The organism is Flavobacterium anhuiense, assembly GCF_900101855.1.
GTDB lineage: Bacteria > Bacteroidota > Bacteroidia > Flavobacteriales > Flavobacteriaceae > Flavobacterium > Flavobacterium anhuiense.
In genome coordinates this window covers 142,767-167,807 of record NZ_FMVC01000004.1, presented here as the reverse complement: position 1 = coordinate 167,807, position 25,041 = coordinate 142,767, and the positions used below count along the sequence as shown (strand labels likewise).

General features: G+C 33.8%; 20 protein-coding genes. 2 read left to right on the top strand and 18 right to left on the bottom strand.

Annotated features, from left to right (window positions below; genetic code table 11):
* Window positions 1-47: 47 nt before the first annotated feature.
* The 15 genes from BLP44_RS11825 to truA form a co-directional block, all read right to left on the bottom strand.
* A complete protein-coding gene (locus BLP44_RS11825; RefSeq protein ID WP_008468635.1) occupies window positions 48-554 on the bottom strand; it encodes a TPM domain-containing protein in 507 nt (168 codons plus the stop codon).
* A gap of 152 nt (window positions 555-706) precedes the next feature.
* Window positions 707-1,456 (bottom strand): DUF2314 domain-containing protein, encoded by a 750-nt coding sequence (locus BLP44_RS11820; protein WP_091133717.1) that lies wholly within the window; start codon window positions 1,454-1,456, stop codon window positions 707-709.
* A gap of 99 nt (window positions 1,457-1,555) precedes the next feature.
* The gene (locus BLP44_RS11815) at window positions 1,556-2,512 is read right to left on the bottom strand and encodes a DUF6620 family protein (protein ID WP_091133169.1); all 957 of its coding nucleotides are present in this window, start codon (window positions 2,510-2,512) and stop codon (window positions 1,556-1,558) included.
* A gap of 26 nt (window positions 2,513-2,538) precedes the next feature.
* The gene (locus tag BLP44_RS11810; RefSeq protein ID WP_091133167.1) at window positions 2,539-3,483 is read right to left on the bottom strand and encodes a hypothetical protein; all 945 of its coding nucleotides are present in this window, start codon (window positions 3,481-3,483) and stop codon (window positions 2,539-2,541) included.
* A gap of 12 nt (window positions 3,484-3,495) precedes the next feature.
* On the bottom strand, window positions 3,496-3,738 hold the full coding sequence (locus tag BLP44_RS11805) for a hypothetical protein (protein ID WP_091133165.1): 243 nt from the start codon (window positions 3,736-3,738) through the stop codon (window positions 3,496-3,498).
* Complete coding sequence (locus BLP44_RS11800; RefSeq protein ID WP_091133163.1) at window positions 3,738-4,691, bottom strand: SPFH domain-containing protein; 954 nt, start codon at window positions 4,689-4,691, stop codon at window positions 3,738-3,740. The genes BLP44_RS11805 and BLP44_RS11800 overlap by 1 nt, the downstream gene beginning before the upstream one ends.
* Before the next feature lie 221 nt (window positions 4,692-4,912).
* Entirely contained in the window at window positions 4,913-6,301 is a 1,389-nt protein-coding gene (gene lpdA, locus BLP44_RS11795) for a dihydrolipoyl dehydrogenase (RefSeq protein WP_008468646.1), read from the bottom strand.
* A 449-nt stretch (window positions 6,302-6,750) separates the two neighbouring features.
* Window positions 6,751-7,335 (bottom strand): NUMOD4 domain-containing protein, encoded by a 585-nt coding sequence (locus BLP44_RS11790; protein ID WP_008468648.1) that lies wholly within the window; start codon window positions 7,333-7,335, stop codon window positions 6,751-6,753.
* 225 nt (window positions 7,336-7,560) lie between these two features.
* The gene (locus tag BLP44_RS11785; RefSeq protein ID WP_091133161.1) at window positions 7,561-8,325 is read right to left on the bottom strand and encodes a LytR/AlgR family response regulator transcription factor; all 765 of its coding nucleotides are present in this window, start codon (window positions 8,323-8,325) and stop codon (window positions 7,561-7,563) included.
* A 137-nt stretch (window positions 8,326-8,462) separates the two neighbouring features.
* Entirely contained in the window at window positions 8,463-9,782 is a 1,320-nt protein-coding gene (locus BLP44_RS11780; protein WP_008468652.1) for a RagB/SusD family nutrient uptake outer membrane protein, read from the bottom strand.
* An 11-nt stretch (window positions 9,783-9,793) separates the two neighbouring features.
* Entirely contained in the window at window positions 9,794-13,132 is a 3,339-nt protein-coding gene (locus BLP44_RS11775; protein WP_091133159.1) for a SusC/RagA family TonB-linked outer membrane protein, read from the bottom strand.
* A 16-nt stretch (window positions 13,133-13,148) separates the two neighbouring features.
* Complete coding sequence (locus BLP44_RS11770) at window positions 13,149-15,746, bottom strand: zinc-dependent metalloprotease (RefSeq protein WP_091133157.1); 2,598 nt, start codon at window positions 15,744-15,746, stop codon at window positions 13,149-13,151.
* Window positions 15,747-15,832: 86 nt separating this feature from the next.
* A complete protein-coding gene (locus BLP44_RS11765; RefSeq protein WP_091133155.1) occupies window positions 15,833-17,404 on the bottom strand; it encodes a histidine kinase in 1,572 nt (523 codons plus the stop codon).
* A 16-nt stretch (window positions 17,405-17,420) separates the two neighbouring features.
* Window positions 17,421-19,175, bottom strand: a complete 1,755-nt coding sequence (locus BLP44_RS11760) for an ABC transporter ATP-binding protein (protein ID WP_091133153.1) — start codon at window positions 19,173-19,175, stop codon at window positions 17,421-17,423.
* A 150-nt stretch (window positions 19,176-19,325) separates the two neighbouring features.
* On the bottom strand, window positions 19,326-20,060 hold the full coding sequence (truA, locus tag BLP44_RS11755; protein ID WP_091133151.1) for a tRNA pseudouridine(38-40) synthase TruA: 735 nt from the start codon (window positions 20,058-20,060) through the stop codon (window positions 19,326-19,328).
* Between the two features lie 282 nt (window positions 20,061-20,342).
* Here truA and BLP44_RS11750 point away from each other — a divergent pair, with 282 nt between their 5' ends.
* Window positions 20,343-20,837 (top strand): metallophosphoesterase family protein, encoded by a 495-nt coding sequence (locus BLP44_RS11750; RefSeq protein ID WP_091133149.1) that lies wholly within the window; start codon window positions 20,343-20,345, stop codon window positions 20,835-20,837.
* Here the strand turns inward: BLP44_RS11750 and BLP44_RS11745 are convergent, their stop codons facing one another.
* The 3 genes from BLP44_RS11745 to BLP44_RS11735 form a co-directional block, all read right to left on the bottom strand.
* Window positions 20,838-21,752 (bottom strand): sensor histidine kinase, encoded by a 915-nt coding sequence (locus tag BLP44_RS11745; protein WP_091133147.1) that lies wholly within the window; start codon window positions 21,750-21,752, stop codon window positions 20,838-20,840.
* Between the two features lie 11 nt (window positions 21,753-21,763).
* Entirely contained in the window at window positions 21,764-22,423 is a 660-nt protein-coding gene (locus BLP44_RS11740) for a response regulator transcription factor (protein ID WP_008468668.1), read from the bottom strand.
* A 147-nt stretch (window positions 22,424-22,570) separates the two neighbouring features.
* A complete protein-coding gene (locus BLP44_RS11735; RefSeq protein ID WP_091133145.1) occupies window positions 22,571-22,981 on the bottom strand; it encodes a DUF4293 domain-containing protein in 411 nt (136 codons plus the stop codon).
* A gap of 181 nt (window positions 22,982-23,162) precedes the next feature.
* On the opposite strand from BLP44_RS11735, the gene rho reads away from it, so the two are divergent.
* Window positions 23,163-24,998: a transcription termination factor Rho gene (gene rho / locus BLP44_RS11730; RefSeq protein WP_091133143.1), complete on the top strand. Its 1,836-nt coding sequence runs from the start codon at window positions 23,163-23,165 to the stop codon at window positions 24,996-24,998.
* Window positions 24,999-25,041: the final 43 nt, after the last annotated feature.

Here is a 25,041-nt window from a genome sequence, read left to right as displayed (position 1 = left end):
AAATAAAAAAATCCGACTTGTTTATGCAAATCGGATTTTGATGTGTTTTATGGCTGAAGCTTTTTCATGAATTCATTCGAAGCCAGTTCCAAAGCTTTATAATAATTTCCTTTTTTAAGTTCGGGAACAGAATAAGTGCTTATTATGTTTTGTGTGTCTTCTGTACTTAATTTGTATTTTATAAAATCGACACTTATAACCTGAATTTGTCTTAATTTTTTACTTAAGATTATTAAAAGAGTAGGGTCTAATCGCGGGTCTTTTGATAGAAATTTATCCAGTTCCAAAGTATATTCTTCCAAGGATTGAAATGGCGCGTAAGATGGAGTTGTAATAACAACAATTTTATAAAGATATTTTTTTTCGAAACCGTTTAGCGTAGAATTCAAAGACTGAAGTTCGGCTGGTGCCAGTATTTTTTCGAAGTCGTTGACACAGTCTGTAGATCCTGAAAAAGAGTTTTTTAACTGAGAAGCAAAATCAGTGTCGTTTTTTGTTTGGGCAGATAAAAGAACTGAAGATAACAGTACGAGCGTATAGAATAATTTTTTCATTCTGTGGCAGATTAGATTTGGTGCAGCAAAAGTAGCACATTCTTTATTTTAAACAGATGAAAAATAGAATAGTTTTGGTTTTAAGTTTAAAAAATATTGTGTCTTATAAATAAAATCCGATCTGTTTTTCGCAAATCGGATTTTAAAGCTTTTTATCGCAATAAAGGCAGCAAATGATCCCATTTTAATTCTTTAGCAAAATCTAAAGCAGTTTTGCCTGTTGCGGTTTTAGCATTTTTATCTGCACCAGATTCCAATAAAACTTCAACAGAAGTCTGATTTCCAGCAATAGTTTCACGATGTAGAAAAGTATATCCTAATTCGTCTTGACTTGATACTTCTGCAGGATTATTGGTAACGAATTCAATAAGACTTTCTTTCATGTTCTTGCTCATTGGGTGTTCGATCAGATTTTCGGGTTTTTCTTTTTGCTCATTTACAATCATAATATCATTAAAATCACCAAAATCAAGTCCCCAAGCTTCATCATGAGATGCTCTTTCATCGTCGCTCATCTCAGAACGCATTGCTTGAATTGTAAATGCCCCATAAGTTTGGCCATTAATAGCAAACAGCCAGTCACTGATTTGATTGACCGGAATTGCAATTTCATCTCCGTTATTTACATTCGTCAATTCGTTCGGATCGTTTACTAATACTCCGTATATAGTTTCACCGTCAAAGTTTACATCGTTAATCCACATGTGCTCAACGACAGTTTCGTTGTCTATTTCTTGTGTAAAAGCTAATTTCACGCACGCAACGTCTAATCCAGGTACTATTCTTCTGTATTCCCAAGATAGCTCTCTCCAGAAATATTTAAAAGTTTCCTGAGCTTTTTTGTAAGCTTCAATCATTTTTGGGTTTTCTCCGTCGGCGTAGAATATTTTTGTTTCTTCCATTATATATAATTTTAAATGATTCCTATAGAATTGAATAGTTTTAACGATAAAAAAACCGATTTGTTTCTGCAAATCGGTTTTTATCATAAGAAATAAATTTTAAAAATTCACATCGTCAGCAATATTTCCGCCCTGCTCTGCAGCAAATTTTGCGGCATATTCTTTTTGTTTTTGCTGCTGATAATCATGAAATTCTGTAATATCAGCTGAATTCCAGTTTTGGTTTTGTTCAGTCATCCATTGCATTGCTACAGATTGGAAATCGGCAAGATTAATTCCGAAATTTTCCAAAATCCATTGCGCACCATCGATTCCGTATTCGTATGCAGCTTGTCTTGCTCCAGCCAATTCTTCGTAGAAATAACGATCGCTTTTTATTCTTTCTAAATTGGCAGCGCCTTCTTCAGAAATTTCAGCTTTTAGGTTTTCCAGTTGAGGTACAGTTACATTTTCAGCATAATATTGTCCGAATAAAGTAGTAACGGTAAACGAAGTATCTTCGCCCATACGTTGTGGCCAGATTGTATTTAATTCTTCCCAAACCGCTGGTTCAAATCCCATGGCTTTGCAAACTTCCAGATAATCGATTCCAGCACTGATTTTAAGGCACATTGCCGTATAAGTTCTTAAATCAACACCGTGAACTGGCTCTAAAAACGGATTATTATCATCTGCTTTTACAAATCCAGAAGTTTGAACTCCTGTATATTTTAATGAATTTGCATGCTCAAAACGAATCATTTGGTCAGAGTCACAGTTATTCCATTCTGTATAAACCGTTCTTCTGTAGTTAAAATAAATGTTCTGAATATCTTTTTCGTCAAGGTTTTCTCCGCTTGCACGCTCATCTGCAATCCATGCTTCAGCTCTTTCAGCTACTTCATTATCAAAATCTTCAACAGTATAATGTGTTCCGTGCAAAGTTTCTGGATCGTATTCTACTTCTTGATAATTGTCTTCATAATTATTTTCATAATTGTCATTTGACGTCTGAGTCTCGTAATTCTGGTTTTCTTGTTTGTCTCCTGTTAGAGCTCCAAAAAGTTTTTTAAACATTTTTAAATTTTTTAAGGATTAATAAATTATAGGTATTGCAATTGATTTTGATACATTTTTTCGTTGTGCTCCTTTAAATCTGGTGTGATTTTATTCAACTCGTCATACATTGCTCTTAAATATTCCTGATGAAGTTTTGGAGCATTTTTAATGGCAAATTGTCTTTGTTCTTCCAAATCGTCCATTTTTAACTGAACTTCGTGAAGCACTTTTTTGTCTTTTTCATGAATAATGCTCAAACTTAATTCATGTCGCTGATGATACAAATCACGTTCTTTGTCTTTTTCGGCTTCATAAGCTTCATACATATGCGCTGTTCGCTGCTCAGCGAGATTTCTTGCAATATTCTGAAGGTTTCTGCCAAGTGTGCTTGGTGCAAATGTGTTTTGCGTCTGGCAATACGGACATGTAATATAGGTTTGGATTAAAAATATTTTCTCAATCACGATATTTCCACCACATTGCGTGCAGTTGAATTTGTTTTTAATGGCTTCGTATTCGTCTAATATTTTTTGATATTCGGTTTCGAGATCGCGTTCTTGAGTTTTGTCGATCTGTTTTCTCCAATAGTCATATTTATTTTCAAATTCGTTGTAACGATCAGAACAAGCGCTTCTAAAATCGGAAAGCAAATCGTGATGTTTGCTCAAAACTGAAATTTGCGAATTGAAATTATAATAAACGTCGTGTACTTTTTCTTCATAAACATCTCTCGCTTTTTCTCTAATGTTATTTAACTGGCCATTTACACCCGAATATACTCTGTGAAAAGTTCTTTTATAAATATCATCATCGCTTTGCATAATTTCTTTAAGCTCTGGAATTGCTGCTGTGGCAAATTCTTCCATTTTAGCTTCTAGTTTTTCTAAAAAGGCAAACCATCTTTGTTGATTTTCTTGAAGTTCTGAATACCATTCTGGAGTAGATTCTCCATTTTGACTGTCTTTTGATTTTTTGAATAATCCGAACACGCTATCTGATTTTTAAATTGAATTATCTTCTTTTTTGATATAAACTCCATCGGTAAGTTTTATGTTAAAAAACTCAAATCCGCAATAGGCACAATGCGTCAGTCCATCTTGTTTGGCTCTTCCAGCACCACAATTTGGACAGTCTTTGGCATTTATTTTGGCTTCTGTAATCTCCATTTCGCCTCCATAATTGGTTTGTTTTTGAGCATTTTCTTTAAGTCTGTTCAAAAACGAATTGACTTTTTTCTCTTCCATTACAATTGGCTTAATAATTCTGATTTTTTAGTTTTAAATTCATCTTCATCAATTAAACCAGCATCAAACAGTGATTTTAATTTTTGAAGTTTGGAGGTTAAATCGTCTCCCGTTTCCTGTTTTGGAGTTTCTTTATTCTGCTGTAGCTGATTTAAAAGAATTCCCATGCTCAAAGCATTTTGAGTTGCATCGTGCAAAGCAGTTCCTTTATCGCCAATAGCTGTAGCGGTATTGAATTTGGTAAATTTATCTATATCGGTTACCATATTCATATTGGTGATTTTATCGTAATGTGCTGTTACTTCTTCTGGTAAGGTTATGCTTGTAATGACAAACAGAGTGAGTTCGATTCCTAACTGCTCAAAATAAGGTTTAAGATAAGGTTCTATTTTTTTGCCTAATTGTGTAATGTTTCCCGCCACATCTGTAACCGTTATATTTTCATTGGCTAAAACTTCTCCGAATTTTGGAGCAACAAAATCTCTCAATTGGTTTTGAAGTTCAAAAATGGTAAGTTGCTCATAAGTTCCTGCATATTGGCGAAAGAATTTAGCAGCATCAGAAATTTTAAGATCGAAACTTCCGAAAGCTCGAACTCTAATTTGACCAAATTGAGGATCATTTAATAGGATAGGAGCAGGAGTTCCCCATTTATTATTAATGAATTGATGTGTATTGAAAAAATAGATATCGGCTTTAAAAGGACTTTCGAATCCGTATTTCCAGCCTTTTAATTTACTTAGAATTGGAATGTTTTCTGTAGATAAAGTATGAAGTCCCGGAGAAAAAACATCAGCAAGTTGTCCTTCATTTAAAAGCATTGCATGCTGGCTTTCGCGAACGGTTAGCTTTGCGCCATTTTTTATTTCTTTATCTTCATCGGGAAACTTCCACATTAATAAGTTAGGATCGCTTGTCGTGGCTTCGATAATTTCTATAAAAGGTAATTTCATCACTTGTCTTATTTAAAAAGAATAAAAATAATGATTTAGATAGTGTGACAAAATTTTCTTACGTAAAGTTTTAAACAAATTTTTGTTTGGTTTATTTTTCCTAACGTTGAAATAATGAAAATAGGAGAGATGTAATTACTAGGAATAAAAAAATCCGATTTACTTTTAGTAAATCGGATTTTATAAATTGAGAATTATATATAACCGTAAAACGGTATATTTTACAAGTGAATTACTTCGCCGTAAGCATCAGCCACAGCTTCCATAACAGCCTCGCTCATTGTTGGGTGAGGGTGGATAGATTTAAGGATTTCGTGACCTGTAGTTTCTAGTTTACGAGCTACAACTGCTTCAGCAATCATATCTGTAACACCAGCACCAATCATGTGGCATCCTAACCATTCTCCGTATTTAGCATCGAAAATTACTTTTACGAATCCGTCAGCATTTCCTGCAGCTTTTGCTTTTCCAGAAGCTGAGAATGGGAATTTACCAATTTTTAATTCGTAACCTTTTTCTTTTGCTTGTTTTTCTGTTAAACCTACAGAAGCAATTTCTGGAGTTGCATAAGTACAACCAGGAACGTTTCCGTAATCGATTGGTTCTACATGAAGACCTTTGATTTTCTCCACGCAGTTGATTCCTTCAGCAGAAGCTACGTGAGCTAAAGCCTGGCCTGGAGTAACGTCTCCAATCGCATAATATCCTGGAATGTTAGTTTCATTGTAAGCGTTTACTAAGATTTTATCTCTGTCAACAGCGATTCCAACTTCTTCTAATCCGATGTTTTCAATGTTTGTTTTAATTCCAACAGCAGAAAGTACGATATCAGCTTCTAAAACTTCTTCTCCTTTTGCAGTTTTAACGAAAGCTTTAACTCCAGCTCCTGTTGTATCGATACGCTCAACAGAAGAGTTAGTCATTACTTTAATTCCTGATTTCTTCAAAGAACGCTCAAATTGTTTTGAGATATCTTCGTCTTCTACAGGAACTACGTTTGGCATAAATTCTACGATAGTTACATCAGTTCCCATTGAGTTGTAGAAGTGAGCGAACTCAACTCCGATTGCTCCAGAACCAACAATAATCATAGATTTTGGTTGAGTCGGCAATGTCATTGCCTGACGGTATCCAATTACTTTTACACCATCTTGAGGTAAGTTTGGCAACTCGCGAGAGCGAGCTCCAGTTGCGATGATAATGTGATCAGCGCTGTATTCTGTAACTTTATTGTCTTTATCAGTAACGTCAAGTTTTTTTCCTGGTTTTAGTTTTCCAAAACCTTCGATAACGTCAATTTTGTTTTTTTTCATTAAGAATTGAACTCCTTTGCTCATTCCTTCCGCAACACCACGGCTGCGTTGAATAACTGCAGGGAAATCTTTATCAAATTCAGAAACTTTCAATCCGTAGTCAGAAGCGTGCTTAAGGTAATCAAAAACTTGAGCAGATTTTAAAAGCGCTTTTGTTGGGATACATCCCCAGTTAAGGCAAACTCCTCCAAGATTTTCTTTTTCTACTACAGCTGTTTTAAAGCCTAATTGTGAAGCTCTAATCGCTGTTACATATCCTCCAGGACCACTTCCTAAAACAATAACGTCGTATTTCATTTTTTTTGCTTTTAGTATTAACTATCGAAAATGAAGTTTATATTTCCGAAACTCATCTTTCGATTTCTTCTTTTGTTATTTGTGATTGCGAATTTAAGGATTTATTTTATATGAACACCTGAAATTTTGTTTTTAAAGGCAGAGATTTTGGTCTTTTCACAGAAACCGAATGAATTGTGAATTGTAAATTATGAATTCTGAGGTGATTTTTGCGATTTTGACGATAAATCTGAAAAATATACATGGTTATTGAGTGTCGCTCTCAGCATATTCGAAGAGCATTGTTTGTAGGCTTCGACTCCGCTCAGCCTGACAGTTGAATCGATTGTAAAAAAAATAAGCCAGAGATTATAAGGATTAAAATGATTTTTTAAAATCTGTGTTAATCGATATAATCTGTGGCTTATATATGAGTTATGAATTCACAATTCATAGCTCCTAATTCATAATTATATTTTCACGTGTCCCCAGTTTTCTCCGCTGGCAATTCTTCTAATTTGCATTTCGCTTACGCCAAATTGTTTCGCAATCATTTTAAGACGTGTTTTCTGTTCAGGTCTTGCAAGGATTTTTTTGATTAACATCACTTTTGTTGTGGTTAATTTTCGTCCGTCTGCTTTGAGATTGTGTTCAATTAAGTTCTTTTTTGCCTGAATAACGCGCGGACTTTTACGGCTATGCGCCATCATTTCTTGTTTGGTTGCCCAACGAAGATTGCTTACATCATCATTAGCTCTGTTGTAGTCTAAGTGCAGAACATACGTTTGATCTTCAGAATCTTTTGGGATAAAATATTGAGCGACTAATTTGTATAAGAAAAGATATTTGTTTACGATTTTGTCGTCTTTTTTAACCTTAAAACGGAAAGTTGGGTATCCGTCGCTTAAGCCACCTTTTAGAATGCGTCCGTTCTCAATCTTGTCAGTAAAACTTATTAATCTTCCTCTGTTAGAAATGGCGTATCTTAATTGTAATGAGGCATTTATTTCTATTTCTTTGAATTTTTCATCGGGATAAAATCTATTTTGTGGCATTGTCTTTTACATTTGATTTCTATATTCTCAAAGATAAATAATAAACCAAAAATTTCAGCTATCTTGCTGATTGTGAAAGGGCAATTTTATGATTTCTATAACGGTAATTTAACGTTTTGACGTCTTTTTGATAGTTTTTAGTCGGATTTTAAATCACAAATTATCAAAAATGCAGTTTTTTAATTTTGATAACTATCGTAAATTCATAGCTAAATAATTATTAAATTATTGATCCAGCCAGTTTTTGAAGTTATTAATTTCCTTTTTACTGATGAAAATTGCATCAGATTCGGCTGCTGGAACGTTTAGAATCAATTCTACTTTCTGATGGGAATGTTTTATAACTTCTTTAATGCTGTTTCTACTAACGATATATTTTCGGTTTATTTTAAAGAAATTGAAGGAATCTAAACTGTTTATAATTTCGGTTAAGGTACTATTGTACAAATAACTGTTTCCCGATTTTATATGAATAAAAAGATGCTTTCCAGTCGCAGTAAAGTAAGTGATTTCACTTTCGTTAATAGAAATCAGCTTATAACCGTGATTTACTAGAAAATGGCGCTGGATTTTATTGGTTTCAGGATTTTCTATTGCCACTAAAGATTGAAGCGTAGAATCACTGTTAAAGCTATCTTTTATTTTTTTGAATTTCTGAAGTGCTTCCAATAATTCTTCTTCTTCAAATGGTTTTAAAAGATAATCGATTGTAAAGTGCTTGAAGACCGAAATCGCATAAGAATCGTAGGCCGTGATAAAAATGACTGGACAGGCGATAATGATTCTTTCAAAAATATCAAGACTTTTTCCGTCACCCAAATGAATATCCATAAAGGCAAGGTCTACTTTGTTTTCGCTAAAGAAAGTAACAGCTTCTTTTACCGATTTTAAAATAGTGATTGCGGTAATCGATAAAACGTCCTGCTGTTCTAAAATAGATTTTAGATAGCTTGAAGCAAGATGCTCGTCTTCGACAATGGCAATTTTCATTTTAAGGAAATTTGTTACCTAATTATGCGGCAAAGATAATTCAGGAATTCTTATTCGCAATAAAGAGAGCATTTTGTTTATAAAAAAAGGCCTAGCTGTAAAACTAGACCTCTTAAAAAAAAACAATTTAGGTAAAATTATAGATTGGGATTGTTCAATCTCGCGTTTGCTGGATAAATTATAGTATAACGCGGATCGTTTTTTATCAAAGTATAATCAGTGCCATTTATAGTATGGACGATTTGTTTTTGAGATGTTCTTCTTAAATCAAACCAACGGTGTCCTTCAACAGCAAATTCGCGTTGTCTTTCTTCTAAAATGAAGTTTGTAAGATCTGTTGCATTCATAGCATTAATTGCAATTTCAAGATCGACATATCCTGTTGGAGTATATCTGTTTTTAACGAAAGCTAAAACAGTAGATTTTGCATCAGCAATATTATTTAACTGAACTTGTGTTTCTGCTTTTGTCAAATACAATTCAGAAGTTCTAAACGTACATTTTTGATCATCGTTACCGCCTTTTTGAATTCTGAAACGGCTTCCACTCGCTAAGAAGTAAAGAGGAAAACGTAAATCGGTTGTTCTATTGTAGGCAGCAATTAACTCAGGTGAAGCGTATGAAGCTCCTTTTAATCTGTTGATATATCCGTCTTCTAAAGCCAATATAGATTCTTTTGAATCGTATTTTGTTGCAAAAACAGAAGTCGCTTTTAAATCAACTAGATCTTTGTTGATGGCCAATGCCTTATTTGCGGCATCCAAAGATTTCTGCCATTGTTGTTGCTGTAAGTATACGCGGCTTTCAAAGCTATACAAAGCAACTTTTGAAAAACGATAATTTAAGCCCTTTGTCTGTGTATTTAAATTGATTAGTTTTTCAGCTTCTTGAGTGTCAGAAATAATTTGATTGTAAATTACTTCAACACTTTGAGGAACGAAAGCCTGCTCTAGGTCAATTTCCAAAGCCAATGGAACCGCTTTGTCTGTACCAGCTGTTGCAGTGTTGTAAGGTTTTCCGAAAAGGTTAACTAAATCAAAATAAGCCATTGCTCTTAAAGCATAAGCTTCTCCAATTAATTGATTTCTTTCTTCAGAAGCCGCAACTTTTTTTGATGCTTCATTAATCACGACATTCGTATAGAAAATTACATTATATAAATCCTGATATTGGAAATCTCTTGTAATACGGTCTGGATTACCATCTTTCCAAATAAAAATGTCTTTATAAATATTAAGATCTTCGCTAAATTCATTCAATGTCAATTCATCTGTACGAAGTGTAGTTAATGATTTGTGTTCCGGATATTTTGAATATCCTGTTGTTAATACCGCACGAAATTGTTCTTGTGTTTCTGGTATAACACGCCCAACAGGTGTGATGTCAAGATAATCATCGCAGCTCGTTACTGCAATTGCTGCAGCAAAAAGGAATATGTATTTTGAGATTTTTTTCATCTTTAATTGTATTAGAAAGTTACATTACATCCAATAGTGAATGATTTAGGAACTGGCTGTGCATAAATGTTTCCGTAAGTTTCAGGATCAAAATATCCTTTAAAATCAGAACTGATTACAAATAAGTTTCTTGCTTCAACGCTAAGTCTAATGCTTTGAATGTTGATGTGATCTGTAAATGCCTTAGGGAATGTATAACCTAGACGCATACTGCTCAATCTCATATAACTCATTTCGCTAACCCATGTATCTAAGTATTTATTCCAGTCTAAAGGAGTACCTGATGAGAACCATTGATATGCCATCCAAGAATCTCCTGTTCCAGAATCTTTACCTACAATTCCTGGCAGATTAGAAGAAGTATTGGTTGGTGACCATGCGTTCAAAATATCAGTAGAATAATTTTGTCCTCTGTCTACTTCAGTTCCGTTGTAAGGAGGTGTTTTTACAACAGTTTGTTTTAAATTAAATGCAGCGGCAACTGTAAAATCAAAATTATGTACTTGAATTGTATTGGTAATACCTCCCGTGAATTTTGGATCTCTATCACCTAAGTAAACAAATAAATCTCTATACTCAGCTGGTGTTAAAGAAGATTCTGTAAGTTCTCCAGGGAAGAAATCAGCATAAGGATCGTATAATTTAAAGAAAGTTTGAGTATTTACTGTTTCACCATTTTTATTAACAAATAAAGGATAGCCATTTTCGTCTATGCCGTTTGTTTTTAATCCAAAAACTGCGTTTACAGGACGACCTTCTCTGCTTGGAAGTAAATCAGTATCACGTACTTCAATTCTATCTACGTTACTTTTGTTATGAGAAAAGTTAATGCTTGTATTCCATTTGAAGTTTGGACGGTCAATATTTCTTGTAGACAAGGTAATTTCATAACCTTTATTGCTTACTTGTGCCCAGTTCATGTTGCTGTACTCAAAACCATTTTCAAATGGAACTGCTCTCAATCCAATTAAATCTGTACTTTTTCTTCCATAAAAATCAGTTACAATGCTGATACGATTGTTGAATAAACCTAGATCCATACCTAAGTTGGTATTAGTAGTTTTTTCCCAACGTAATTTGTCGTTTGGCGGAGATTCAACAGAAATTGTTTGTTCTGTCTGTCCTGGTAAAATTGTTGTATTGCTGTATCTTCCCATTACAAAAGGAGAAGTGTTTTTATCAATATTACCTTGTAAACCGTAAGAAGCACGTAATCTTAAGTTAGAAAGTGTTAAGTTATCTTTTAAGAAATCTTCTTCAGAAACAGCCCATGAAGCAGAAGTTGACCAAAGAGGCAAATATTTGTATTTTGGATCTACACCAAATAAATCTGAACCATCATATCTCACACTTCCAAATACACTATATTTTTTATTGTAAGTATAAGAAGCTGTAGCAAAAAACGAAGCAAAAGCATTTTCGTTTTCAGATTTTTGATATGTTCTATATATCGCGTCATTAGCAAAAGAGCTATTTGGGAACATAATTGGCTTAGTAGTCAAAGTGTTTTTATCAAATCCAAAACCTTTTGTTGCAATAGTAGTTGTATAATTTCTTCTTAACTCATTACCAATCATAGCCTCAACTTCGTGTTTTTCTCCAAAAGTTTTAGAGTAATTCACCATTGTTTTTAAATTGTATTGGAAAAAGTCAGTGTTTGCATTTTGGATAATACCACCTTCAGGTAAAAAGTAATTAAAAGCTCCATTTGTAAAATAACGAGATCTTTCTTTTTCTTTTCTAGTATAATATGTGTTTTTATCAGCAAATTTTTCGCTAGAAGAATTGTCTAATTGTAAACCTAATTGAGAAGTTACTTTTAGATCTCTAGTGATTTTATATTCAGCATCTAATAAAGCTTTTATCGCTCTTGTTTTTAAATCGTGAGAAGTATTAGCTCTTTCTTCTAAAATATTAAAAGGAACGTAACGATCTGAGTAACCAGAAATATCCTGATCGTATTTATAACTTCCATCTGCGTTGTAAGGAGTTAAATACGGATTTACGTTTCTTGAATAGCTGCTAGGACTTGTATAAGCGTCTGTATCTGTTAAGTATGAAGTAGTTTTATTTTCAGAACCAAAGATCCCAACTCCAACTTTGAATTTATCTGTAATTTCGAAATTGTTTTTCAAAGTTAAATTGTAACGTTTGAAACCAGTTCCAATAGTAGTTCCTTTTTCATCATAATATCCTAAAGAGAAATAGTAATCTGATTTTTCACCGCCACCAGATAAACTTAAACCGTGTTGAGTATTGATTGCAGTTTGGTAAATTAAATTACCCCAGTTTGTATTGTTTTTTCTTAAATCATTAATTGATTGTTGTGTAGCAGGACTTAACGCAGAAAATCCTCCTGCTCTATAAGCTGCTAACTCGTTTGATCCGTTTAAGATACGAGAAATCTCTCCAGCATCATCTCTGTATGTTAAATCAGCGCGACTTGCAAGGCCAAGTTCGAAATCAACTTTTTGACTTGCATTCATCAAATTTAATTTGTCAAAGTCAGGTCTTTGAGTGATAAAAGTATTCGTGTTGAAACTAATCACCATTTTACCGGCTTTACCTTTTTTGGTAGTCACAACGATAACACCGTTTGCAGCACGAGCACCGTAAATAGCAGTTGCAGCAGCATCTTTTAAAATTGTAATATCTTTAATGTCATCTGGATTTAAACCTGCAATAGAAAAGTTGTTCAGCTGATCGATATTATCTTTGTCATAGTTTTTAGGAACATCATTTCCTTCTAATGGTAAACCATCTAATACCCACAAAGGATCTTGAGTTCCGTTTAGAGAAGCTGTACCTCTAATTCTAATTTTAGCTGGCGCGCCAGGTGCTCCAGATGGAGTAGAAACAGCAACCCCTGCAATTTGTCCTACCAATAATTGGTCAATACTAGAAACACCAGTCTGCTGAATAGCCGACATATCTATTTTAGAAACGGCAGCAGTAAGTTTTCTTTTCTCAATTTTTTGGTAACCTGTTACCACAACCTCCTGAAGTTTTGCGGTTTCAGATGTTAAGTTAACAGTGTAACTTTTTTGAGCAGATAATTCCAAAGTATACGATTTGTACCCCATGAAAGTAACTCTTAGCGAAGTAACATTTTTTCCGATTTTCAAAGTGAATTTACCGTCGAAATCTGAAGTAGTTCCGATTGCTTCACTGTGAATAATACCTGCCATAGCAGTTTTGTTCGAAATAGAATTATTCTCAACGAAGACTGATGCACCTGGAATTGGTGATAAGTCTGCTTCATCTTGAATGATACCCGTAATAGTTCGGGATTCCTGCGAATATCCTGCGATGGCCAGGAACAGCAGTAAGGCATGTAAAATTTTTGTCATGTTTTTGGAATGTGTATTAAAAGGTTGTATTATTTAGGGCTTTTTCGATTCGTTGTATCAAATCGCGGTAATGGTTTTGGGTAGACTGGTCTCCTGTACTTTTTTTAGTTTTTAATAATTGAAGGATTTTATTTAGTTCTCCTTTTTTATCAGAAGTCACTTCTGTAACTCTTTTTAAAGAAGATTGATTAATATTTCTTGCCATATGAGCATAGTCTAAATAATTGCATAAATGAGGCATGTTTAAAGTCTGCTGAATGTCTAATGCTTTTTTTGCATCTGTTTTTTCAAATAATTTATTAGTCGAAACCACCAAAACATCTACATAATTCTTTTGCGTCATACGCTCTAGAATCGACAGTGATTTATTAGCAATAGTTCCTGCAAAAACACTTTGATGCATTTTTTTAAACAAGTCATTTACGGTAAAAACAGGATCTTTAGTTTTGTTGCGCTGATATAATTCATTTTCAGTCATTCGAAGCAAACGATCATCGCTAAATAAATCATACATGATACTATATTGCAATTCTCTCGAAAGTGTATACGGAGTATATTCGTATGGACCAAGCGGAGAATCTTTCAACGGATTTGTTTTGTCCAGAATGTCATTAAAGAATAACCATTGCGGAATGGTAATTACATTTTTAGCTAAATAATCTGTTGCTCTTTTCTGCATTGCTGCAGGTACAGGTATGTAACTTTGTTTGTTATCTCCATGAACGGTTGTGTTCAAATAAACACCTCCAATATTGTTCATTACATGTCGGTTGTACATTTGCCATTGACCAATAGTTCCGATGTATAATTTTCCAGTTTCATAATACGACTGATCTTTTTCATAAGTCCAACTTAAAATATTATCTACAACGCGTTTTAAGTTTTTCAAACCGTATTCGCTTGCTTTAACAGCATCATTTCCTAAATCTTCAGATTGCGAACGCGGATCTATTATATTTTCCTGCTGTTCTCCATAAAAGTAAATGGGGTCATCTTGATGTTTTGCAATTATGGCGTTTAGTTTTGTTGTTTCGTTGTCGTTAGGCGAGTACCATCTGTAACCCCATTCAATAGCATATTTATCATATTCTCCAATTTTCGGAGTAATAACCGTTACGTTGTCTTCTGGCTGTGCTACATAATTATAACGAGCATAATCCATAATTGATGGTGCAGTTCCGCCCATTTTTGCTGTAAATTCTTTAGAACGCAACGATTCTACATCATAAGCAAAAGAAGAACCCATGTTATGTTTTAGACCAAAAGTATGACCCACTTCGTGAGACGAAACAAAACGAATTGCCTCTCCCATATGTTCGTCACTAAATTTATTTCCTCTAGCTTTAGGATCAATTGGCCCCGTCTGAATACGCATCCAGCTTTGAAGAGAAGTCATTACATTATGCCACCAGATAATATCGGCTTCGATAATTTCACCGCTTCTTGGGTCAACCACAGATGGTCCCATTGCATTTGATTTTGGAGATGCAGCATACGTAATTACAGAATAGCGAACGTCATCAATGTCAAAATCTAAATCTTTTTCAGTAGGTTCTTTTGCAATAACAGCATTTTTAAATCCTGCTTTTTCAAAAGCTGCCTGCCAATCGCGTACTCCATCAATAATGTACTTTCTCCATTGTTTTGGAGTAGAAGGATCAATGTAATAAACGATTGGTTTTTTCGGCTCTACTAATTCACCTTTTAAATATCGTTCTTCATCTTCTTTCTTTGGTTCCAAACGCCAGCGGGTAATCAATTCTTTTTCTAGCATTGCCTGCTGGGCATCGGCAAAATACCAATGCTTTTCAGTAAAAAAGCCAATTCGGTTATCAGAAAAACGAGGTTTCATTGGAGCTTTATCCAATAAAATAATATTGCTTGTTACGCCAAGGGTTACTGACAATGCAGGACCGCCTTCGCTTATAGAGGTTGTCAGTTGAGATTTGACAACAATGTTTTTTGGGAAAGATTTTAAACTTTCAATATACGAAAGGTCAGATTTAACAGAACCTCCAAACCCAATGCTGCTCAAAACATCATTGAAGCTTTTCTGTTTTCCGTCAAAAATCTTGTTTACTTTAATTATAACTGCTGACGAATCGTTATTTTTTGTTTCGATATCAAAAACTTCAATAATAGATTCGGCAAAATTATTTTGAACCGATTGAGTAATTGCATCTTCTTTTGGTGAAGAAACCTTCGGTACATAAGATTTTACCCAGACTTTCTTTGCGATTGTATCTTTATAAAAGCTAATAATCTTATTTTCATAATTCATTCCTTTGTTTAAACCAGCTTCGTTGACTTGAAAAGGAACTTGAGATAATTTGTTTACAACCAGAAACTCTCTCTTAAATAAACTGTCTTGAATTTCAAAATAAACGTCAGTCTTAACCTGAATGATATTGAAGAGTCCTTTTTTTACGGAACCTTTTTTTACTAGGTCGTCATATTTTTTACCTTTTTTAGAATCGGTAGTATCTTTTTTAATTTCTGTTGCTTCTTCTTTTCTGTCTTTCTTTTTCTTTTGAGATTGAACAGTAAGTGGCGATAATAATAATAGAAATATGCAAAATGTTATCAAATTATGCAGGAATGCCTTTTCCTTCATCAGATGTTAAGTTTAGGTTAATTTTGAGGCCGAAACTATTTTATTTTAGTTCAGGAAAAAAACAAAAAGGAGTGAGTGGCTTTTTTTTAGGAGTGAATGGATATTAATGGAAGAAAACAAACAAAATAGCCGTCTTTTTCTGATGTTTTAAAATCGGTTTTTGCGTAATAATGGTAAATGCTATTCAGATAGTTTAACCCGAATTTTGTACTTGGTTCAGCAGTCAATTTCTTTTGAAGATTGTTGCTGATTATTACCTGGTCTTCTTGAATCAGGATTTTAGTGGTAAGTGGACTTTCCTGAGTGGCTGTATTATGCTTAATAGCATTTTCGACCACAATCTGAAAAGCAAGATAGGGGATATGTTTGCTTAAAGCGGCTTCGTTTTCAATTTCGATAGAAAAGAATAATTCTTCCTTAAAACGAGTCTGCTGTAAAAAGATATATTTTTCGATAAATAATAATTCGTCCTTCAAAAGAACAATGTTCTTTTCTGGCGGATCAATTAAATAACGATAAATGCGAGATAGGTTTAAAGTAAATTTCTGCGCAACTTTAATATCGCTTCCAATTAACATGTAAAGCGAATTGAGCGAATTAAACAAAAAATGCGGATTAATCTGCTCTTTTAATTGCTGTAGCTGAATGAGAGCTTTTTCTTTGATTATTTTTTCATTTTCAACCAATAGCTTGTTTTTCTCCTTTATGACAATTCCTTTTTCTCTGTAAGCTCGTCTGTTGGCATAGGAGAAAAGATAAAAAATCAAAAGAAGCATTACAGTAGTAATCGAATAAATTAAAGTTGTATACTTTTTGATCAAAGTTACATTTTCATCTACATAAATTTTCGGAATGCTTACGCAGGCAAACCAATTTGAGTTTTTAATATTCATCTTTGTTGTAAAACGAACAACATCCATTTTTAAAAACTCAGACATGGTTGTCCTTTTTGAAAAATCTTCTTTTTTGCTGTAAATGGTATCAGACGGGCTAAAAGAAGAAATTTTAAAAATATTCTTTCCAAGAAAAGCAATTTCTGGATGGTAAACACAGGTTCCTTTTTTATCAAAAATAAAAGCATAGTTGGAAGCCGTTTTATCTATTTTAGAAATATAACTATGAAGCAGTCTTAGATTAATATCATAACCGTATTTTATGGTGGTGTTGTTTTTTGATACTAACTTGAAATAAATGCGCCAAATCCATTCTTTTCCTTGTGGAAGAACTAAACTGAGATCTTTTGCATTTTTATGTTGGAGAACAAATTCTTTTACATCATTTTTGATTTCGTCTGAAATAAAATTGTTTCCATAATGAATAGCATTGTCATTAATTTGAAACCAGTTGTTTACAACCAGTTTATTATTTGCTTGAAGCGAAGACAAAAGCTGTAAATTATTGTCAAGATTTGCCGAACTGCTTATTTTTAAAACGTGTTCAATTCTTTTTTCCTGTTCCCAAAACTTTGAAAATTCCTCAGACAAGAATTCCTGCTTTTTAAAGAAATTACGTGTTGCCAGATCATCATTCGATTTTTCGGTCAGATCCGTAATCAGATTACTTAGAATATAAACCGATGTAACAGTAACCAGAATGGAGACAATAACGTATATTAAAAAAGCACGTCTAGAAGTAATATTTTTTAATCTAAATTTCAAAGAATACCATTATGACTTAGTTCGCCACAGCAAACTGCGAGTCATATAAATTTTTATAGTAACCATCAGCTTTAAGTAATAATTCCTGATGTGTTCCTTGTTCAACAATCAATCCCTTATCCATCACCACAATTTTATCTGCATTTACAATTGTTGCTAGTCTATGTGCAATAATAATAGAAGTTCTTCCTTTTGTAATCGTCTCCGTTGCACGCTGAATCATTTCTTCTGAATACGTATCGATAGAAGAAGTGGCTTCATCCAAAATCAAAATACTCGGATTACTCACATACGAACGTAAAAAAGCAATAAGCTGGCGCTGACCAGAAGAAAGCATGACACCTCGCTCTTTTACATCAAAATCATAATTATCTGGAAGATTCATAATAAAATCATGAACACCAATTTTCTTTGCCGCATCAATTACCTTATCTCTAGTAATTGCTGGATTATGCAAGGTAATATTATTATAAATCGTATCGGCAAACAAAAATACATCTTGCAAAACGACTGCAATTTGTTTTCTTAAAGAAGCCAAAGTATAATTTTCAATATTTTCTCCGTCAATGCAGATTGTACCGCTGTTGATTTCGTAAAAGCGATTCAATAAATTAATGATAGTCGATTTTCCGGCGCCCGTTGAACCTACAATAGCTACAGTCTGTCCAGATGAAACCGACAAATCAATTCCTTTTATAACTTCTTCTTCGGGAATATAGCTAAAACGAACATCCTTAAATTCGATGCTTCCGTTAAAAACAGGCGCTTCAATTGTTCCTGTATCTTGAATATGATCTTGTGTATCGATAATATCAAAAACACGATTGGCAGCAATCATTCCCAATTGCATCTCGTTAAATTTATCTGCAATTTGTCTTAACGGATTAAATAGCATTCCGATAAACATCGTGTAAGAGAATAAATCTCCAAAAGTTGTAAAATGATCTCCGTTCAAAATTCTAAAACCGCCATAAACCACAACCAAACCTAAAGTAATAGACGAAATAATATCGGCGATAGGGAAGAAGATGGAGTTGTATAAAATAGTCTTAATCCAAGCAACTCTATGTTTGTTATTGATTTCTTTAAAATTTTCGGCTTCGATTTTTTCGCGGTTAAAAAGCTGCACGATTTTCATTCCCGTTACGCGTTCCTGTACAAACGAGTTCATGTTGGCAATCTGAGTTCGCACTTCTTCAAAAGCCACTTGCATTTTGCGTTGAAAAATTCTAGTTACATAAACCAAAATTGGCATCGCAATTACGACAATCCAAGTCAGTTTCCAGTTCATGTAAAACATAAAAATCAAAACTACAACCATTTTCATCAAGTCGCTTATAATCATAAACAAACCTTGACTGAAAATACGAGCAATCGATTCAATATCCGAAACAGCACGGGTCACCAATTGTCCAACCGGAACCAAATCAAAATACTTCATTCTAAAACTCAGAATATGCTGAAAAAGTTTGGTTCTAATATCTTTTACAATGTCTTGACCGAGCCAGTTTGCCCAATACACAAAGTAAAACTGAGAAAAAACCTCCATAAGCAAAACCACTCCCATCAGAATGATGTATAGCAGCAATCCCATTTTATCATGAGTTTTGATGTAACCGTCTACTGTTTCTTTAAGTAAATAAGGACGAAGCGCGGCAAAAATAGACAGCGAAATGGCAAAAATAATTACGCCGTAATAGCGCCATTTATAAGGGCGGGTATATTTTAAAATTCGTTTGAATAATCCTGTGTCGAATGCTTTTGCTTTCATTTATTTTAGGAGCTGTTTCCTGCTTTCCGTTACAAGTTTTTCTCAAAAATATGTTTTTGTTTAATTTTTATAAAGCTTCCGTTGGTCGCTTCATAAAAATTACAAAAACTATATTTTTTTCAAAAAAGCTTTTCACTGCAATCAGGGCTATTAAATGTAATCGTAATAGATATTGGTTAAATATAAACCATGTGCTGGGACAGAAAACCCTGCTTTTTCTCTGTTTTTGCTGGCAATAATGTTTTCAAAATCTGCCAGTGTGATTTTGTGTAATCCTATATTAATCAAAGTTCCCACAATGGAGCGAACCATATTTCTTAAAAACCGATTTGCCGAAATGGTAAAAATCAGTTTTCCGTTTTCTTGTTTCCAGAACGCCTCAAAAATCGTGCAATCAAATGTGTTGACATCAGTATTAACTTTTGAAAAACACTGAAAATCGGTATGCTTCAATAATAATTGTGCCGCATCATTCATTAAACCTACATCAAGTTTCTGCGTCACATACCAGCTCAATTCCTGTAAAAAAGGATTCTTAACCGTATTGATATGATATTCATATGTTCGTTTAGTTGCGTCAAATCGGCAATGTGCATCATCGTGAACCAATATAATATCAAAAATCGCAATGTCTTTTGGTAAATACGAATTCAGTTTATAAACCAAAACCGGAATGTCTAAAGTCTTTTCTGTGTCAAAATGCCCGTACATTTCGCTCGCATGCACACCAGTATCCGTTCTTCCAGCACCCATAATACTGATAGTTTCATTTAATAAAACTGAAAAAGCCTTATTTAAAGTTTCCTGAACTGAAGAAGCATTTGGCTGAATCTGCCAGCCATGATAATGTGTTCCGTTGTAAGCGAATTGAATAAAATATCTCACTGTTGAGGTTCAAAGGTTCAAAGGCACAAAGGTATGAAAAAAAGCTTCTAAGATGCTAAGGTGCTAAGGTGCTAAGTTTTTTCTTTTTTTAGTGACAAAGTTGCAAAGGTTCAGAGCTAAAAAGGTTTTTTTTGTAATTTCTATCTGTAGAGACTGCAGTGCGTCTTTCGTTCTGTTTAAAATTTAGTTATTGAGTAATCTGACGTTAGACACACCACAGTACGTCTCTCCAGAAAAAAAACTTAGTATCTTAGCATCTCAGAATCTTAGCCTCTTAAAAAAATGACCAAAATCCTCTTACTTTCCGATACTCACAGTCACATCGATGATACAATTTTAAAATATGTTGCTCAAGCCGATGAAGTCTGGCATGCTGGAGATATTGGAGATCTGAGTGTTACGGATACTATAAAAAAGTTAAAACCTCTAAGAGCAGTTTATGGAAATATTGACGATGCAAAAGCGAGGTTAGAATTTCCGTTAAATAACCGTTTTTCATGTGAAAATGTACCGGTTTGGATTACGCACATTGGAGGTTATCCGGGAAAGTACAATCAGAATGTTAGGGAAGAACTAGCGCTGAATCCTCCAAAATTATTTATCTGTGGGCATTCGCATATTCTGAAAGTCATGTTTGATAAAAAGCACAATTTATTGCATATGAATCCGGGTGCGGCTGGAAAAAGCGGTTTTCATAAAGTGAGAACCATGCTTCGATTTGTGATCGACGATGATAAAATAAAAGATTTAGAGATTATTGAAATAGGAGCCAAGTGATTAATGTGGCAACGGAATCTGAATTTTTATCTTAGTTCCCTGATTTTCTTTCGAAACAATTGATAATGAGCCTTTATATTTTTTAATTCTAGCTCTAATTCTATTTAAGCCAAAACCTTCAGCATCTTTTAATTTTTCAGTTTTAAAGCCAATTCCGTCATCATAGATACGCAAGATCAATTTATTTTCTTTTTCCGTAAGAGAAAGTTTTGCTTTTTTGGCATTACTATGTTTTGTGATGTTGCTGAATAATTCGCTGACAATAAAGTAAATTTTCATTTCAAATTTCTCAGCATATCTTCTGCTGGTTGGAATAAAACTCGAAAATTCAAATTCAATAGCAGAATTGGAGTTTTTTTCGCATAAATCTTCTAAAGAATATATCAGTCCAAAACGCACCAAAAGTGATGGAACAAGATCATGAGACATATCTCTTAAAAGTTCATGAGCTTCAGATAAAATGGCTTTTGCCTTTTGTATTTCATCAGATTTTATATCGTTCTGAGCTGTAAATGTATTTAAATGCAATCCAGCTGAGGATAATAACGAATTAATATTGTCATGCAGAAAAGAAGCAATTTTCTTGTGTTCTGCTTCTTGAGAATCAATGCCAGAATTGATGATATCTAGAAGAATTTTCTGTTTGGTGTCTTTTCGTTTTATTTTTTGCTTAAGCTTATTGTTTTGGTATAGGAAATAAAACAAAAGAAAAATGATAACTGTAAGTATAATAGATAAGCTGACGATTTTTTTATTTCGCAACTGTTCCGATTTGCTAATAGGCTTAATTGTTGTTTTATTATCAACTTGAGTTTGAAGAGTCTTTGCATTTGCAATATCTTTTGGCTGTGCAAGACTAGTTGCTTTAACAGCAAAAAATAATAGCAAAGAGATAAAAAAACGAAAAACAGACATAAAAGCAATTGTTAAGGGTTGATAAGATTGTTTTTAAGGGCATATTTCACTAGGCCGATTGTACTTTTAATGTTCAGCTTTTTCATGATGTTTTTGCGATGCGTTTCGACAGTATGCGAACTAATAAAAAGCTTTTCACTGATTTCTTTTCCGCTATATTCCAAAGCAATCAGAATAATGATTTCAATTTCACGTGGACTTAAAATCGGATTTTCTATAATCACATTATGATTCAGTTTTGGACTGTCCATAAAGGAGTTGAAGATTTTTTCTCTGACCGCGTCGCTAAAATATTCCTGACCTTGATAAACGGCTTCAACCGCTTCAATAATATTTTCTCCAGCGCAATTTTTTGTCAGATAGCCTTTTGCGCCTAGTTTCATTACTTCTTTAATGATTTTTAAATCATCATAGCTAGATAAAATAATGACTTTACAAGGCAGTTGTTTTTCTTTAAATTCTTTAAGGGTTTCAATACCATCTTTTTTCGGCATGCTGATGTCTAAAATTAAAACATCGGCGAGGTCTTTCACAACATCATCGTAGACAGTGGTGCCGTCTAATGAAGTTCCTGCCACTTCAAAGTTTGAAACGGTTTGAAGTAAGTTGGACAATCCATCAATTAAGACCTGATGATCATCTGCTAGATGAATCCTTATTTTTGGTGTCATGATTTATTTGAATTTGAAAATGCAAATTTATCACGTAAATAGATTCTAATTGTACCCTTTAGGTTTGATTTATAATATAATAGGGTAAAAAAAACCCGAATAAAAATTCGGGTTCTTCTTCGCACAAAATAAACTAAGTTTATAGGTTTACCTCAAACGATCTACAGATTTTACAAGATCCTCATCCTTTTTGATGGCCTTATTAGCTAAAACTAATAACACGATAGCAACAATCGGCATGAACATCCCAATACCTTTCTCAGAGACCTCAGTCCCTCCAGATAAATTTAGTGATCGATATACAAATAATCCTAATAAAATTAAATTCAATATGATGTTCAGTCTATTTAGCACAAACTGATTTTGTCTCTTTTTAAATGAAATTATACTGATAATACTAAGCATTGTTGTTAAGCCTAATAAAATAGTATAAAGCTGATCCTGCATAAAAAAGAATGGCTTTCCTGCATTAGTTGTCCAAAGCGGAACAAAAAGCATTAAAATGCCAGTTGCAGCAAAAGCTAGAAATAAATATACAGTCTGAATTCTTTGTATCATGGTCTAAAAATGTTTTACAAAAATATATTTTCTTTTTTTAAAATACTATTGTATGATAAAATTTTATTCGTATTATTGCATCATAATACCGTAAGCACTTCATACTGCGGTCAATTCAAATTAATTATCTACCTATTCTTTTTACAGTATTCCTTAAAATAATTAAATTCATAGAACATTCATGTTTGATATTTCTGCATTAAAAGAAATGAAGCTTTCTGAGCTTCAAGAAATAGCTAAGTTAGCTAAAACAATAAAGATTACTGGTGTCAAAAAAGAGACTTTAATAAGTCAGATTTTAGCACACCAAGAGGCATCTCTTGCGCCGACAGAAACTCCAAAAACTGAAGCAGCAGAAACTAAAGAAGAGAAACCAAAACGCGCTAGAATTGCACCAGCCAAAGCAAAAGCAGCAAATACCAAAAATGCACCTGTTTTAGAATTTGATAAAGTAGAGGAAACTGTTCAAAATAAAGAAACTGCAGAAAAAGTAGAGCCAATTGCAGAAACGACGATAGAAGCAGTACAGGAAAATAAGCCTGCGGCAGGAAAAAAAGAACCTAAAGCAGTAAAATTCAATAAACAGGCATACGAGAAAAAAGTAGCACTTAAAAAAGAGAAAGAGGTAGTAAAAGAAGTAGCATCTGAAGAAGTTACAGATTTAACTCCATCAGAACCAATTTCTGAGCCAACAGCAGAAACAGCTGAAAAAACTACACAAACCCCTGCAAAAAAGGTTAATCCGAATCAGAATAAAAATCAGAACCAGAACCAAAATCAAAACCCGAATCAGAACCAAAATCAAAACGGGAATGGCAATGGAAACGGAAACCACAATAACCAAAATCCTAATCATAAGAATAAAAAGAATAACAATAATTTCAGAGATTCTGATTTTGAATTTGACGGAATTATTGAAAGTGAAGGCGTTCTAGAAATGATGCCAGACGGTTATGGATTTTTACGTTCATCAGATTATAATTATTTAGCTTCTCCAGACGATATTTATTTGTCAACTTCACAAATCAGATTATTTGGTTTAAAAACAGGAGATACAGTAAAAGGAGTGGTTCGCCCTCCAAAAGAAGGTGAGAAATTTTTTCCTTTGGTTCGTGTATTAAAAATCAATGGTCACGATCCGCAAGTAGTTCGCGATAGAGTTTCTTTTGAACACTTGACACCGGTTTTCCCTTCAGAAAAATTCAAACTTGCCGAAAAAGGCAGTTCTATTTCAACAAGAATTATAGACTTGTTTTCACCAATAGGTAAAGGTCAGCGTGGTATGATCGTTGCTCAGCCTAAAACGGGTAAAACAATGCTTCTTAAAGATATTGCAAACGCTATTGCAGCCAACCACCCAGAAGTTTATTTGATTGTTCTTCTTATCGACGAGCGTCCAGAGGAGGTTACCGATATGCAAAGAAGTGTGCGTGGTGAAGTTATTGCTTCAACTTTCGATAGAGAACCGCAAGAACACGTAAAAATCGCTAACATTGTATTAGAAAAAGCGAAACGTTTAGTAGAATGCGGTCACGATGTTGTGATTCTATTAGATTCTATTACACGTTTAGCAAGAGCTTACAACACCGTTCAGCCTGCATCCGGAAAAGTATTAAGTGGAGGTGTTGATGCCAATGCATTACAAAAACCAAAACGTTTCTTTGGAGCGGCCAGAAATGTAGAAAACGGCGGATCTTTAAGTATCATCGCAACTGCATTAACAGAAACTGGTTCTAAAATGGATGAGGTTATCTTCGAAGAGTTTAAAGGAACTGGAAACATGGAACTTCAATTAGACCGTAAGATAGCCAATAAACGTATTTTCCCTGCAATCGATCTTACTTCTTCAAGTACACGTCGCGATGACTTACTTTTAGACGAGAAAACATTACAAAGAATGTGGATTATGCGTAAATATCTGTCAGATATGAACCCAGTAGAATCTATGGATTTTGTAAATGATCGTTTCAAGAAAACGAAGAATAATGAGGAGTTTTTGATTTCTATGAATGACTAGAAGAAGGGGCAAAGGTTCAAAGTAACAAAGTGACAAAGTTTTT